Source organism: Geoalkalibacter sp., assembly GCF_030604225.1.
Lineage (GTDB): Bacteria > Desulfobacterota > Desulfuromonadia > Desulfuromonadales > Geoalkalibacteraceae > Geoalkalibacter.
Window position 1 is genome coordinate 1 of sequence record NZ_JAUVWH010000084.1, and the last position, 14,414, is coordinate 14,414.

The 14,414-nt window shown below is 64.1% G+C and carries 12 protein-coding genes; 11 read left to right on the top strand and 1 reads right to left on the bottom strand.

Annotated features, from left to right (window positions below):
- The first annotated feature begins 579 nt into the window (after window positions 1-579).
- The 6 genes from QAT43_RS10025 (at window position 580) to nudC (ending at window position 4,186) form a co-directional block, all read left to right on the top strand.
- A complete protein-coding gene (locus QAT43_RS10025; RefSeq protein ID WP_305042930.1) occupies window positions 580-849 on the top strand; it encodes a cytochrome b5 domain-containing protein in 270 nt (89 codons plus the stop codon).
- A 73-nt stretch (window positions 850-922) separates the two neighbouring features.
- Window positions 923-1,762 (top strand): alpha/beta fold hydrolase, encoded by an 840-nt coding sequence (locus tag QAT43_RS10030; protein WP_305042931.1) that lies wholly within the window; start codon window positions 923-925, stop codon window positions 1,760-1,762.
- Between the two features lie 344 nt (window positions 1,763-2,106).
- Complete coding sequence (locus tag QAT43_RS10035) at window positions 2,107-2,358, top strand: type II toxin-antitoxin system CcdA family antitoxin (RefSeq protein ID WP_305042932.1); 252 nt, start codon at window positions 2,107-2,109, stop codon at window positions 2,356-2,358.
- A complete protein-coding gene (locus QAT43_RS10040) occupies window positions 2,358-2,672 on the top strand; it encodes a CcdB family protein (RefSeq protein WP_305042933.1) in 315 nt (104 codons plus the stop codon). The genes QAT43_RS10035 and QAT43_RS10040 overlap by 1 nt, the downstream gene beginning before the upstream one ends.
- 128 nt (window positions 2,673-2,800) lie before the next feature.
- Entirely contained in the window at window positions 2,801-3,322 is a 522-nt protein-coding gene (locus tag QAT43_RS10045; protein WP_305042934.1) for an NUDIX hydrolase, read from the top strand.
- A 6-nt stretch (window positions 3,323-3,328) separates the two neighbouring features.
- Complete coding sequence (nudC, locus tag QAT43_RS10050; RefSeq protein ID WP_305042935.1) at window positions 3,329-4,186, top strand: NAD(+) diphosphatase; 858 nt, start codon at window positions 3,329-3,331, stop codon at window positions 4,184-4,186.
- Window positions 4,187-4,570: 384 nt separating this feature from the next.
- Here nudC and ald read toward each other — a convergent pair whose 3' ends face one another.
- A complete protein-coding gene (gene ald / locus QAT43_RS10055; RefSeq protein WP_305042936.1) occupies window positions 4,571-5,674 on the bottom strand; it encodes an alanine dehydrogenase in 1,104 nt (367 codons plus the stop codon).
- 151 nt (window positions 5,675-5,825) lie between these two features.
- On the opposite strand from ald, the gene QAT43_RS10060 reads away from it, so the two are divergent.
- The 5 genes from QAT43_RS10060 to QAT43_RS10080 form a co-directional block, all read left to right on the top strand.
- Window positions 5,826-6,893 (top strand): AI-2E family transporter, encoded by a 1,068-nt coding sequence (locus QAT43_RS10060; RefSeq protein WP_305042937.1) that lies wholly within the window; start codon window positions 5,826-5,828, stop codon window positions 6,891-6,893.
- Between the two features lie 212 nt (window positions 6,894-7,105).
- Window positions 7,106-8,320, top strand: coding sequence for a 30S ribosomal protein S1 (gene rpsA, locus QAT43_RS10065; RefSeq protein WP_305042938.1), 1,215 nt, complete (start codon window positions 7,106-7,108; stop codon window positions 8,318-8,320).
- Window positions 8,321-8,373: 53 nt separating this feature from the next.
- Window positions 8,374-10,881 carry a glycogen/starch/alpha-glucan phosphorylase gene (locus QAT43_RS10070; protein WP_305042939.1) on the top strand — a complete coding sequence of 836 codons (2,508 nt, stop codon included), beginning with the start codon at window positions 8,374-8,376 and terminating at the stop codon, window positions 10,879-10,881.
- A 39-nt stretch (window positions 10,882-10,920) separates the two neighbouring features.
- Window positions 10,921-13,608 carry a putative bifunctional diguanylate cyclase/phosphodiesterase gene (locus QAT43_RS10075; RefSeq protein ID WP_305042940.1) on the top strand — a complete coding sequence of 896 codons (2,688 nt, stop codon included), beginning with the start codon at window positions 10,921-10,923 and terminating at the stop codon, window positions 13,606-13,608.
- Window positions 13,605-14,414, top strand: an 810-nt coding sequence (locus QAT43_RS10080; protein WP_305042941.1) for an ABC transporter ATP-binding protein, incomplete at its 3' end; no start/stop codon positions are given. The genes QAT43_RS10075 and QAT43_RS10080, both read left to right, overlap by 4 nt.

Below are 14,414 nucleotides of genomic sequence, written 5' to 3' on the forward strand. Positions count from 1 at the left end.
AAACCTTCGCCCCCAGGGCGTCGCCCGCCGGCCACAGGGCCAGGGTGGCCAATGCCAGACCGCATGTGAGCCCTTGCCAAACTTTCATGGTGCCTCCTTCCCTCTCTTACTGAAAATTGGAAAACCTGGCCCAGCGGCCGATAAATATCCCTCGCGAACAAAGACTTAGACAGCCAAAACAAACAAAGCTCAAAAAATTAATGAAAAACAATGAGTGGCAGAATCATTAACTCCGTCAATAAATACATGCTTAGATCATTATTGTCAAGCCGGGATGGAAACATTTTAATGCGAAAATTCCCAAACAATGGGCGCCTTTTATGCCGTAGACGAACCAGAGAAAAACTACGCGACAAGAGGATCGAGCCCCGAAGAGGAGAACGCGAGGAGGGGAATCTCGGAGTGGTATTTGCGCCGTTCGATGGTAAACTCATGGCGTTCCGCATGCTTGCCGTTGGGATTCGCGCGCTGCCCGACTGTGCAAATGCACACTTCAAAACGTCATTAATGCGACCTTACCAGCAAAGCGCTCAAGATTGCAACCCCGCGCTTGATTTTTTTTAACCTGGAGGCAATGACATGACCCTGGAGGAACTCGCAAATTTCGATGGCCGCGACGGGCGCAAGGCCTACGTTGCCGTCAACGGCAAAATTTATGATGTCACCGCCAGCCCCCTCTGGCCGCAGGGCGATCATCAGGGTTCGCACCAGGCGGGGGGCGACCTGACCGCCGAACTGGCCATGGCGCCCCATGTGCGGGCGGTGGTTGAGCGCTTCCCGGTGGTGGGGCAGGTTGAAGAGCCCGAACCGCCCAGGAAGAAGGGGGTGTTTGGGTTTTTGAAGAAATAGAGTTTCACCCTCACCCCGACCCTCTCCCATCAAGGGAGAGGGGGTTCAATTTTACGACAAAGGACATCCCCTCATGCATACCACGATCAACAACCTTTCCCTCGCCTACACCGATGCGGGCAGTGGTCCGGCGGTGATGCTGATTCATGGCTTTCCTTTGGGACGTGCCATGTGGGAGCCGCAGGTCGAGGCGCTTACGGCGGCCGGGTTTCGCGTGATCGCGCCGGATCTGCGCGGCTTTGGCGACAGCGAGGGGCCGGCGGAGGGCTACTCCATGGATCGCTTCGCCGATGATGTGGCCGAGCTCATGACCAAACTGGGCATCGGGCGTGCGGTGGTGGGCGGCATGTCCATGGGCGGCTATGTGCTGTTCAATCTTTTGGCGCGCTATCCGCAGAAAATCGCCGGGGCGGCCTTTCTGTTGACGCGCTGCAACGCCGACGACGCGGCGGGCAAGGCGCGACGCAAGGCCCTGGCCGAGGAGGTTCGCCAGGGGCGGCGCCGGGTGGTCGAGGAGAGCTTTGCCGACATTCTGTTCGCACCGGGGACGCTCAAGACGCGGCCCGAGCTGGTGGAGCGGGTCAAGGGCTGGATGAGCGCGACGTCAGATGCCGGCCTGGCGGGGGCGCTGCTCGCCATGGGCGAGCGGCCCGACTACTGCGGCCGCCTCGGGGAATTCCTCACGCCGGCCCTGGTCATGGGCGCGGACGAGGACCGCATCGTGCCGCCGGAGACCATCGGCCCCTTCGCCGCCGCATTGCCTCTGTCGAGCAGTTGCATTATTCCCGGCGCGGGCCATATGGCCAATTTGGAAGCGCCCCAGGCCTTCAACGCCTGCCTGCTCAAGTTCGTGAGGCTGTGCAGTCAAACGCTTGACGTGCGCGGGAACGGCAACAGGGTGCTTGAATTTTAAGCAGGGGCGTGGGGCAAAATCTTTTTTTTGGACGCGGACCAGGTCTGATCAAGGCGGATCAAGGCGGATTTTCTGGCGGGGGATGGACGGGGCGGATAAAAAGTAATTTTTGGCGCGCATATTGCTCTTTTGATTAACCAAGGCGATTCACGCCTTACTCACTACCTTTGGGGAGTCTCGCCGGCCGCGGGGCTCCCTCTTTTTTTGCGCCGAACGGTTCAAGGCCGCCGTCGCCATGCGGAAGCGCGAAGGCCAGGAATTCGCGGGGATCGATTTTGGGATTTGCACGCAACGAGAATGCGGGTATTTTATAAGCATTAACCATGCACATAACGAGGCCATTCATGGAAGCCAAGAAACTCTATGATCCATCCGCCCCCAAGAAGCCCGTGAACCTAAGCGCCAACGCCGACCTTTTGCACCACGCGAAACAAGAGAACATCAACCTTTCGCAAACCTTCGAGGAGGCGCTTGCCATCAGGCTGCGCGAGAAACGCGCGGAACGCTGGCGGGTGGAGAACCGGGACGCCATCGCTGCCTACAACCAACACATTGAGAGGGATGGCATTTTCGGCTCTCGCACCCGGAGATTTTGATGGCGCAGTTCGATGTTTACGAAAACGAGGACGCGGACTCGAACAAAACCATCCCCTTCCTGCTCGATGTCCAGCACAGCTTGCATCAGGATCTTGCAACGCGCCTCGTCATCCCAATGCTGGCGCTCCCTCCCGATGCAGGGCAGATCCAAAAGCTCTGCCCGCGATTCAACATCCGGGGGCAGGATGTCATTATGGGTACCCCCGAGATGGCCGGCTATCCCGCGGGCAATTTGCGCAACAAGGTCGCCTCCCTCGCGGAGCGCCGCGCCGAAATCCTTGCAGCCGTTGACTTTTTGTTCAACGGCTTTTAAGGGGCGCTCCATTCAAGCAGGGTACCGCGCAGTGGCCACTCAAAAACCGCAGGCCTAACCATCCCCCTCCGCAACGTGCTAAATTGACGGCTTGATCTTCAGCCGACCGAAACCCAAGGATCTGTCGTATGCCGCGCATGGTCGAAAAAATCTTTGAAGGCCGCATTGTTTCCCTGAATCGCGAGGAACACGAATTGCCCGACGGGCGGCGTGCCGTTTTTGAAATGGTGCGCCATCCCGGCGGCGCGGCGATCCTGCCGCTGCTGGAGGATGGCCGGGTGCTGCTGATCCGCCAGTTTCGTCCGGCGGGCGGCGGCATGGTGTGGGAAATCCCCGCCGGGCGTTTGGAACCGGGCGAGGTGCCGGAGGCCTGCGTGCGCCGCGAGATTCAGGAAGAATTGGGCTACCGCGCCGGCAAGGTCGCAAAGCTTGGGGAAATGCTCACCGCCGTGGGTTTTTGCGACGAGGTGGTGCATCTCTACCTCGGCACCGATCTGGAGCCCGTCGAACGCGCCTTGGAGCCCGATGAATACATCGAGGTGGTGGACATGGACGTGGACGAGGCCCTGGCGATGGTCGAGCGCGGCGAAATTCCCGACGGCAAGACGCAACTGGCCCTGCTGCTGGCGCGGCGGAAGGGATGGGTGTAATCCGCCATGGCGCCGATCCCGGAAAGCTACGCCTCGCCCCTGCACCTGCCCTTCAACGTCACCTGTCTCGGTGATTTCACCCGCGAGCCCCGCGATGCCGACCCCGGCACCCCCGGCCTGTGGCTGATGCTGCGCGGCACGGACCTGCTCCTGCGCGAGGGCGCCAACGGCCTGGATCTGCCCGCCGGCCCCTGCCCGATCGCGACTTCCGCCCCGCCCCTTTTCCTCGGCCACCTGCACGGGCAGCCGCTGCGCGCCCTGCCTCTGCCGCGCGAGGCCTCGCCGCCCGAAGGCCACATCCTCGAAAATCTGCTCACCAACCAGCCGCGCATGGACATCGCTCATCTGAGTCTCGGCGGCCTGGCGGCGCAGGCTCTGCATTGGGAAGAAAACAGCCGCTGCTGCTCGCGCTGTGGTTCCGAGACCCGGGACGTGCCCGGCGACGGAGGCAAGAAATGCAAGAGCTGCGGCTATGTCCACTATCCCCACATCCATCCCTGCGTGATCGTCATCGTGCGGCGCCCGGGCGAGGTGCTGCTGATCCGCAAGGCCATCTGGCCCGAGGGGCGCTACAGCCTGGTGGCGGGATTTCTCGATTTCGGCGAATGCCTGGAGGAAGCCGTGGCGCGCGAGGTGCAGGAAGAGACGGGCGTGCGGGTCACCAACATCCGCTACATCGGCAGCCAGGGCTGGCCCTTCCCCAGCCAGCTCATGGCCGGCTTCGTCGCCGACTATGTCGACGGCGAGGTGCGGGTGCAGGAATCGGAACTGGAGGACGCCCGCTGGTTCCCCGTGGACGCCCTGCCCACCCTGCCCCCCAAGCGCAGCATCGCCAGGTATCTGATAGATAAATACTGTTGTTAGTCCCTTGTCCTTTGTCCACAAGGCGCGCCCCCTCCCCTTAATCCCCTCCCACCCGGGGAGGGGAAGAAAACCGAAGTAGCGCAGCATTGCCAGGTATCTGATAGATCATTTCGCCGGAAAAAAAATCCCCCGAGTGGGGAGCCCGGGGGTCGCAATGGTGATATCTCTTGCTTCAGGGATTGCCGTTTGGAGGAGGTTTCTAGGCAAAGAGAGAGATATCTGCGGATTGAAATCTGTTCGAAATGCGTTTAGTCGTCTTGCTTTGTTGGTCGAGGAATCCCCTCTCCCTGGATGGGAGAGGGCTAGGGAGAGGGTGAATCGCGCGTCAAGGCGCGCCCCCTCCCCTCAGTCCCCTCCCACCAGGGGAGGGGAAGAAAACCGAAGTTACGGCCAGTACTCCTGAAACTCCAGTCCCAGGGCCTCGGCCACCGGGCGGTTGCGCACCAGCCCGGCCAGGGTGTTGACGCCGCGGCGCAGGGCTTCGTCGCCGCGACAGGCGGCGGCCAGCCCCTGCCCGGCGATCTTGCGCACGTAAGGCAGGGTGCTGTTGGTCAGGGCGAAGGTGCTGGTACGGCTCACGGCGCCGGGCATGTTGGCCACGCCATAATGGATGACGCCATCCACGGTGTAGACCGGGTGATCATGGGTGGTGGGACGGATGGTTTCGACGCAGCCGCCCTGATCGACGGCCACATCGACGATGACGCTGCCCGGATTCATGCGCGCCACCAGGTCGCGGCCGACCAGGCGCGGCGCGCGCGCCCCGGCCACCAGCACCGCGCCGATGAACAGGTCGGCGTCGGCGATCTCGTCCTCGATGTTCTGCGAATTGGACATCAGCGTACTGATGCGGTTGCCGTAGTGGTCGTCGAGCCAGGCCAGGCGCGCCGGACTCACATCCATGACCCGCACGTCGGCGCCCATGCCGGCGGCGACCCGCACGGCGTTGCGTCCGACGGTGCCGGCGCCGACGATGAGCACCTTGCCCGGCTTGACGCCCGGCGCGCCGGAGAGCAGCACGCCGCGTCCGCCGTTTTCCTTTTGCAGATAGTAGGCGCCGACCTGCACCGCCATGCGCCCCGCCACCTCGCTCATGGGCTGCAGCAGGGGCAAGCTGCCGTCGGGCAACTCGATGGTTTCATAGGCCACGGCGGACACCTCGCGTGCCAGCAGCTTGAGGGTCAGCTCGCGGGCGGGGGCCAGATGCAGGTAGGTGAACAAAATCTGGCCGGGCCGCAGGAAATCGTATTCCGCCGCCAGGGGTTCCTTGACCTTGACCACCAGATCGGCGGCGAAGGCTTCGGCGGCGCTGCCCACCAGTTCGGCGCCGGCGCGGCGGTATTCCTCGTCGAGGATGCCGCTGCCCAACCCGGCGCCGGCCTGCACCAGCACCCGGTGGCCGTCCTCGACGAGGGTGCGGGCGCCGGCCGGAGTGAGGGCGACACGGTATTCGTGGGTCTTGATTTCGGTGGGAACGCCGACGATCATTTTAATTCTCGATAAAATTTTTCAGCAAAAATAACGCCGTTCCACCCTGCCGTCAAGGGGCGACACGAAAAGGGAGCAAGGGAACCGATTGACGCCCTCCCCCCTTTTGTTGTCCAATAGCAGCGATTTTCTCTCCGAGGCCTGTCTTGCCATGTCCGATCAAACAGCCTGGGGTCGAGGTTCGCGCTTTCTCCTGACCAGCGGCGCTTTCGTGGTGCTGGTGGCGGGCATGCGCGAAGCGGCGCCGATAATCGTCCCTTTTCTCCTTGCCATCTTTCTCGCCATCATCTGCGGTCCGGCTTTTTTCTGGTTGAAAAAGCGCGGCCTGCCGCCTTTCGCGGCGGTGATGACGGTGCTGCTGGGGGTGATCGGCCTGGAACTGCTGCTGGGCGCCTTCGTCGGCAGCTCCATCGACACCTTCATCCAGAATTTGCCCCTCTACCAGCAGCGCCTCAAGGAAGAAGCGACGGGCCTGCTCGCCTTTCTGGCGCGCTTCGGGGTGGACATTCCCCGCCAGCAGTTTCTCGATTTCATCGACCCCGGCGCGGTCATGCGCCTGGTCGCCTCCATGCTCACCGGCTTCGGCGGCGTGCTGACCAACATGTTTCTGATCCTGCTCACGGTAATCTTCATGCTGCTTGAGGCGGCAAGCTTCCCCGCCAAGCTGCGCGCCGCCTTCCACAACGCCGAGGTGCCGGCGGGACACCTGACGCGGGTCGCCGAAGGCATCAAGCGCTACCTGGCGATGAAGACCCTGGTCAGCCTCGGCACGGGACTGGCGGTGACCCTCTGGGTCGCGCTCCTCGGCGTCGATTTTCCCATCCTCTGGGGGCTGCTTGCCTTTTTGCTCAACTACGTGCCCAACATCGGCTCCATCATCGCCGCCCTGCCCGCCGTGCTGCTCGCCTTCATCCAGTTCGGCGGACTGCGCGCGCTGGTCGTGGCGGCGGGCTACGTTCTGATCAACGTGATCTTCGGCAACATCATCGAACCCAAGGTCATGGGCCGCGGCCTGGGGCTGTCGACCCTGGTGGTGTTCGTCTCGTTGGTGTTCTGGGGCTGGATTCTCGGGCCGGTGGGCATGCTGCTTTCGGTGCCCCTGACCATGACCGTCAAGATTGCCCTGGAAAGCGGCCCGGATACGCGCTGGATCGCGGTGCTGCTCGGCGAGGAGCCGCGTGAGTCGGCCGTCAGCGACAAGAAAAAAGCGAGAGCTTAGAGCCAAATCATGGGACACGGATTTTCAGGATAAATACGGATTCAATCTCCCTCTCCCTGCATGGGAGAGGGAGATTTGGCTCAGAGCCCCCCTCCCCTTAGTCCCCTCCCACCAGGGGAGGGGAGACTTTGAGAAAAGAGCTACATTTACCCTGATTGAGCTAGCTTTTTCCGCGTCGATCCGCGCGCGATTTATTTTTAAGGAGATTTTATATGACCAACCATCCCAAGGATAATCACGACGCCGAGGAGCCCGAGGAGGATTTCGCCGCCATGCTGGAAGCAAGCCTCGGCGGTAAGACCACGCCCAAGCTGGAGCCGGGGCAGAAGGTGCGCGCTCGGGTGCTGGCCTTGAGCGGCGACTGGGTGTTTCTTGACGTGGGCCAGAAGGGCGAGGGCGTGCTCGACCGCAAGGAGGTGCTCGACGCCGAAGGCAAGCCGACGGTGGCCGTGGGTGAGGAACTCGACGTCTACTTTCTCAGCCGCGCCGGCGGCGAGCTGCGTTTTGCCCTGCGCATCGGCGGCGCGGCGGGGCGCGGCGAGCTGGAGGACGCCTGGAAAACCGGCATCCCCGTGGACGGCGTGGTGGAAAAGGAAATCAAGGGCGGCTTCGAGGTGCGCCTCGCCGGGCAGACCCGCGCCTTCTGCCCCTACTCGCAGATGGGCCTGCGCCGCACCGACGCCGCCGAGCAATGGCTGGGCCGCACCCTGCCCTTCCGCATCAGCCAGTACGGCGAGCAGGGGCGCAACATCGTGGTGTCCCACCGGGCGGTGCTGGAAGAAGAGCGTGAGCGGCAGCGCGAGGGACTGCGCGAGAGCCTGCGCGAGGGCATGAAAGTGCGCGGCCGGGTGACCTCCCTGCGCGATTTCGGCGCCTTCATCGACATCGGCGGCGTGGAAGGCCTGTTGCCCATTTCGGAAATCGCCTGGGGCCGGGTGGAGGATCTGCGCGAGGTGCTCCACGAAGGCCAGGAGATCGAGGTGGTCATCAAGAGCATCGACTGGGTCGCCAACCGCTTCTCCTTCAGCCGCCGCGACACCCTGGCCGACCCCTGGGAGCAGGTGAGCCGCGATTTTCCCGAGGGCTCGGTGCATCAGGGCAAGGTGGCGCGCCTCACGCCCTTCGGCGCCTTCGTCACCCTGGGTGAAGGCATCGACGGCCTGGTGCACATCTCCCGCCTCGGCGCCGGCAAGCGCATCAGCCACGCCCGCGAGGCGCTCAAGGAAGGCCAGGAACTGGCGGTGCGCGTCGAAAAAATCGATCATGAAGCGCGGCGCATCGCCCTGGTGCCGGCCACGGAGGAAGCGCCCGAGGGGTCCGCGCTGGATCTCCAGGCCTATCTCAATCAGCAGGGAGGCGCCGCCCCCGGCATGGGGACCTTCGCCGATCTGCTGAAAAAGCCCCAGGAAAAGAAAAAGCGCAAGTAGGCGCGACAATCAGGCCGCCGGGCCCCCACCCTCACGATAAAGGAAGGATGACCATGCCCATACGCCAGTTTGAAGTCAGCCAGCCCCTGCCCGCCCTGACCGAGGTGCCGCCCCTGGGCAATGATGCCCAAAGCCTGGCGGATGACTTTCGCCGTTACTACGTGCATCATTTGGGTCGCGACCGCTATTGCCGCACGCCCCACTACCTCTACGATGCCCTGGCTCTGACCTTGCGCGACCGGCTCATGGAGCGCATGCGCAACACCCGTTATGCCCACCAGGAAAGCGACTGCCGGCAGGCCTATTACATTTCGCTGGAATATCTCATGGGGCGCGCCCTGGGCAACGCCATTCTCAATCTGGGCTTCAACGGCGAGGCCGAGGCGGCGCTGCGCCGCTACGGGCTGGAGTTGGCCGAGCTCGCCGAGTGCGAGGCCGACGCGGGCCTGGGCAACGGCGGCCTGGGGCGACTGGCGGCCTGCTTTCTCGACAGCTGCGCGACACTCCAGTTGCCCGTGCGCGGTTACGGCATCCGCTACCACTACGGCATGTTCCGCCAAAAATTCCGCAACGGCGAGCAGGTGGAGGAACCCGACCACTGGCTGCGCGAGGGCAATCCCTGGGAGATCGAGCGCCCCGAGTTCGCCCAGCGGGTGCGTTTCGGCGGCCGCAGCGAGGTCAAGCGCGGCCCCGACGGGCGCCTCAACGCGCGCTGGATCGACACCAACGACGTGCTGGCGGTGCCCTACGACATTCCCATTCCCGGCTACCGTAACGGCACCGTCAATACCCTGCGTCTGTGGAGCGCGGCGGCCACGGATGAATTTAACCTCGGCGAATTCAACGCCGGCGCCTACCCCGAATCGGTGGCGGCCAAGAACGACGCCGAGAAGATCACCATGGTGCTCTATCCCAACGACGCCTCGGAGAGCGGCAAGGAACTGCGCCTGCGGCAGCAGTATTTCCTCGCCTCGGCGAGCCTGCAGGACGTGCTCCAGCAGTGGATCGGCACCGTCGGCATCGACCTCAACGGTTTTGCGGAGAAAAACGTCTTTCAGCTCAACGACACCCATCCAGCGGTCTGTGTCCCGGAACTGATGCGCCTGCTCCTCGACGACCATGTCCTGAGCTGGGACGAAGCCTGGAACGTCACCACCCGGACCATGGCCTACACCAACCACACCCTGCTGCCCGAGGCCCTGGAGAAGTGGCCGGTGCGCATGTTCGAGCGCCTACTGCCGCGCCTGCTCGACATCATCTACGAGATCAACGCGCGTTTTCTCGCCGAGGTGGCGCAGCGCCGGCCGGGCGACAAGGAACGCATCCGGCGCATGTCCATCATCGAGGAAGGCCCCGAGCCCATGGTGCGCATGGCCTATCTGGCCATCGTCGGAAGTTTCTCCGTCAACGGCGTGGCGGCCCTGCATTCGCGGTTGCTCACCGAGGGGCTGTTCCGCGATTTTTACGAGATGTGGCCGGAGAAGTTCAACAACAAGACCAACGGCGTCACTCCGCGGCGCTGGCTGGCTTATGCCAATCCCGACCTGAGCCGGCTGCTGCGCGAACGCCTCGGCAGCGACTGGGTGGATCATCTCGACGAGTTGCGCCGCCTGGAACCCCTCGCCGACGACCAGGCCTTCCGCGCGCGGTGGCTGGCGGTCAAGCGCGCCAACAAGGAACGCCTCGCCGAGCTGGTGGAAGCCCGCTGCGGGGTGCGCTTCGACCCGGATGCCCTGTTCGACGTGCAGGTCAAACGCATTCACGAGTACAAGCGCCAACTGCTCAACGTGCTGCACGTCATCCACATCTACGACCGCATCAAGCGCGGCGACGCCCAGGGCCTGGTGCCGCGCTGCGTGCTCATCGGCGGCAAGGCGGCGCCGGGCTACGCCATGGCCAAGCGCATCATCAAGCTGGTCAACAACGTGGCGCGGGTGATCAACAACGACCCGGCGGTGGGCGAACTGCTCAAGGTGGTGTTCTTCCCCAACTACGGCGTCACGGCCATGGAAACCATCTGCCCCGGCACGGATCTCTCGGAGCAGATTTCCACGGCGGGCAAGGAGGCCTCGGGCACCGGCAACATGAAGTTCATGATGAACGGCGCGGTGACCATCGGCACCTTCGACGGCGCCAACATCGAGATTCGCGAGGAAGTGGGCGCGGAAAACTTCTTCCTCTTCGGCCTCACCGCCGAGGAGGTGGTCGAAACCCGCAAGCACTACGACCCGGCCGCCATCATCGCCGCTGACAACGACCTGGCGCGGGTGCTGCAACTGCTGGAGAGCGGCCATTTCAACCAGTTCGAGCCCCACATTTTCGACCCGATCCTGGCCTCGGTCACCAGCCGCCACGATCCCTGGCTGACGGCGGCGGATTTCCGCGGCTACCTCGATGCCCAGCAGCAGGCCAACGACGCCTACCGCGACCGCGAGCGCTGGGCGCGCATGAGCATTCTCAACACGGCGGCCAGCGGCAAGTTTTCCACCGACCGCACCATGCGCGAATACAGCCGCGATATCTGGAAGATCACTCCCGTGGCGCCTTTTGCGGCGAAGTAGCCGCGATGGGTTCCCGGGATCTTCAGGGCTGAGGGTTTGATGCACCCATCCCCTTCTCTTGCGGGCCGCCGTTGGATCGTCTCGCTGCTGTTGCTGACGGCGGCCCCCCTGGCCAACCTGACGCCCCTGGACATTCCCCTGGTGTTCCTGTTTTTTCCGGGGAACATCCTGGCCTTGCTCGCCCTGCGCCTGCTGGGCCCCGCCTGGGGCCTGGCGACGGCGGCCAGCGCCAACAGCGTGGTGCCCCTGCTGGTTGGCCATCCCTACGCGCCTCTCTGGTTCATCGCCGAGGTCGCCTTCATCGCCTGGCTGGAGCAGCGCCGCCACAATCGCAATCTCATCTTCGGCAGCGCCCTCTATTGGGGCCTGCTGGGTTCGCCCCTGGTGCTGCTGAGCTTTTTGCTCATGGGCGCCGATTTCCAGGTCGGCCTGCTCATCGCGGCGAAGAACTGCGTCAACGGCATCGCCAATGCCGCCATCGCCAGCCTGGTTCTGCTGCTGCCCCTGCGCCGCTGGTTCCCCGGAATCAAGCCCCAGGAACGCATGTCCCTGAGCCTACTGCTGCAGACCCTGATGATCGACTTCCTGGTGCTGCCGGGGGTGGCGATGACCGGCCTTTACCTGAAAAGTTCCGTCGTTCAGCTGCAAGGCCATATCCTGGAGGATCTCAGGGAAAAAGGGCTGCGCCTGACGCAGGGCATCGCCCACCTGCCCATGCCTGCGCAGGCCTCGGCGGCGGGGGATTTCTCGCCCGAAACCCTGGGTTCCCTGAAAAACCTGCTCAGCGAAGAAAGCCGGATCGGCGAATATCGCCTGCGCCTGCTGGCCGGTAGCGAAATCCTGCTGGCCGCTGGCCCGGGCGTGGAAACCGGCCCCAGCTATGACCCCGGAGCCGGTGCGCAACTGCGCCCGCTGGGCGGGAATGTTTTTCATCGCGTTCCTCGCTCGGAAAAATTCTCCACGCCCATTTCCGAGCGCTGGCGGCGCTCCTCCTACCTGTTGCTACTCCCCGTTGACAATCGGACCGACCTGCGCCTGGTCGTCGAGAAATCCATCGCGCCGCTGCTCGCCGAACTGCGGGAGATCGTGACCCGTTCCTTCTTCGTGCTCACCACTCTGACCTACGTCTGCCTGGCTCTGGCCTGGCTGCTGGGCCGCCGCGTCGCCACCCCCCTGGGCACCCTTTCCCAAGCCACCCACGGCATTCCCGCCCGACTCGAACAAGGCGAGACGGATCCCGACTGGCCGGCCAGCCCGATCCGCGAAATCCATGACTTGATTCACAACTGCCGGGAGATGACCGCGTCCCTGCGGGATAAATTCACTCAGATCCGCCTGGCGCACCACAACCTGGAAGAGCGGGTCGACCGGCGCACCCGCGAACTGGCCGAGGCCAATGCCGATCTGCTGCGCAAGGAGGCGCGCCTTGAGCAGCTCGCCCATCATGACCCCCTGACGGATCTGCCCAATCGCCTGCTGTTCCAGGACCGCCTCGAACATGCCCTGGCCAAGGCCCACCGCGAGGGCCACCAGGTCGCGCTGTTCTTCCTTGATCTGGATCGCTTCAAAAAAATCAACGACTCCCTCGGCCATGCCCTGGGCGATCATCTGCTGCGCGAGGTGGCCCAGCGGCTCAGCGGTTGCGTTCGCGCCGGCGATACGGTGGCGCGGCTCGGCGGCGACGAATTCATGATCGTCATCGACGCGGTGGACAATCTGCAGCAGGTCGCCGCCATCGCGCAAAAGATTCTGCGCCACCTCGACCGTCCCGTGGAGGTCGACGGCTATTCCCTCTACGCCACGGGCAGCATCGGGGTGAGCCTGTTCCCCAACGACGGCCGGGATGTCGACACCCTGATGAAATGCGCCGACGCGGCCATGTATCGCGCCAAGGAGCTGGGCCGCAACACCTATCAGTTCTACACCGCGGACATGAACGCCCGCGCCCACGAGCTGCTGCTGCTGGAAAGCAGCCTGCGCCAGGCCCTGGAGCGCGACCAGCTGCTTCTTCACTATCAGCCGCAATTCGATCTCGCCGACGAGCGGCTCGTCGGATTCGAGGCCCTGGTGCGCTGGCGGCATCCCGAGTTGGGGATCATCTCCCCGGCGGACTTCATTCCCCTGGCCGAGGAGACCGGCCTGATCGTGCCCATCGGCGAGTGGGTGACGCGCACCGCCTGCGCCCAGAACCTCGCCTGGCAGCGCACGGGCCTGCCGGCGGTCACCATGGCGGTCAACATCTCGGCGCGCCAGTTCCGCCAGAACGACCTGGTGGAGCGCATCTCCGCGATTCTTCGAGAGACGGGCCTGGACCCGCGCCTGCTGGAACTGGAACTGACCGAAAGCATGATCCTCGGCAATACCGAGGGAGCCATTCTGACCATGCAGGCCCTCAAGGGCCTCGGTTTGTCTTTGGCCATCGACGATTTCGGCTCGGGCTATTCGTCCCTGGCCTATCTCAAGCGCTTTCCCATCGCCAAGCTGAAAATCGCCCAGGAGTTCGTGCGTGACGTGCTGATCGACAGCAACGACGCGGCCATTGCCGCCTCGGTCATCGCCCTGGGCAAGAGCATGGATCTGCGGGTCGTCGCCGAGGGGGTGGAGACGGCGGAGCAACTCGCCTTTTTGCGCGACAAGGGCTGCGACCTGGGCCAGGGCTACCTGTTCGGCCGGCCCCTGCCGGCGGAGGCAGTCCCCGCGTTGTTCACGGACCGGAGGCGGGCATGACGGCGATCCTCGACGCCGAGGCGCTGGAAAAAGCCTACGGCGCCTTCAAGGCGGTGGACGGCCTGTCCTTTCGCGTGACGCGCGGCGAATGCTTCGGGCTGCTCGGCCCCAACGGCGCGGGCAAGACCACGACGATTCGCATGCTCTACGGCTACAGCCCCCTGGACGGTGGCCGCCTGCGGGTGTTCGGCCGGGACATGCCTACCGACCTGCGCCACATCAAGCAGCGCATGGGCATCTGCCAGCAGGAGGACAATCTCGACCCTGATCTCTCGGTGCGCGAAAACCTGCTGGTCTACGCGCGCTATTTCGACCTGCCGCGCGAGCCGGCGCGCGCCCGCGCCGATGAACTGCTCCGGTTCTTCGCCCTCGATCATCGCGCCGGCGCCAATATCCGCGAACTCTCCGGCGGCATGAAACGCCGCCTGATGCTGGCGCGCTCGCTGATCAACCGCCCCGAGCTGCTGATTCTCGATGAGCCCACCACCGGCCTCGATCCCCAGTCGCGCCATCAGGTGTGGCAGCGCCTGGAGGATCTCAAGCAGGGCGGCCTGACCATCCTGCTCACCACCCATTACATGGACGAGGCGGCCCGGCTGTGCGACCGGCTGGTGATCGTCGACCGCGGCAAGGTGCTGGTGGAGGGCGCGCCCGCCGCCCTGATCGCCACCCATGTCGGCCGCGAGGTCATCGAAATCAGTCAGCCCGGGGAGGGTCTGCGCGACTTTTTGCGCCGCCGCGCCTGCCCCTTCGAGGATCTCGGCAACCGCCTGGTGGTCTACAACCACGGCGCCGACGATCTCTTC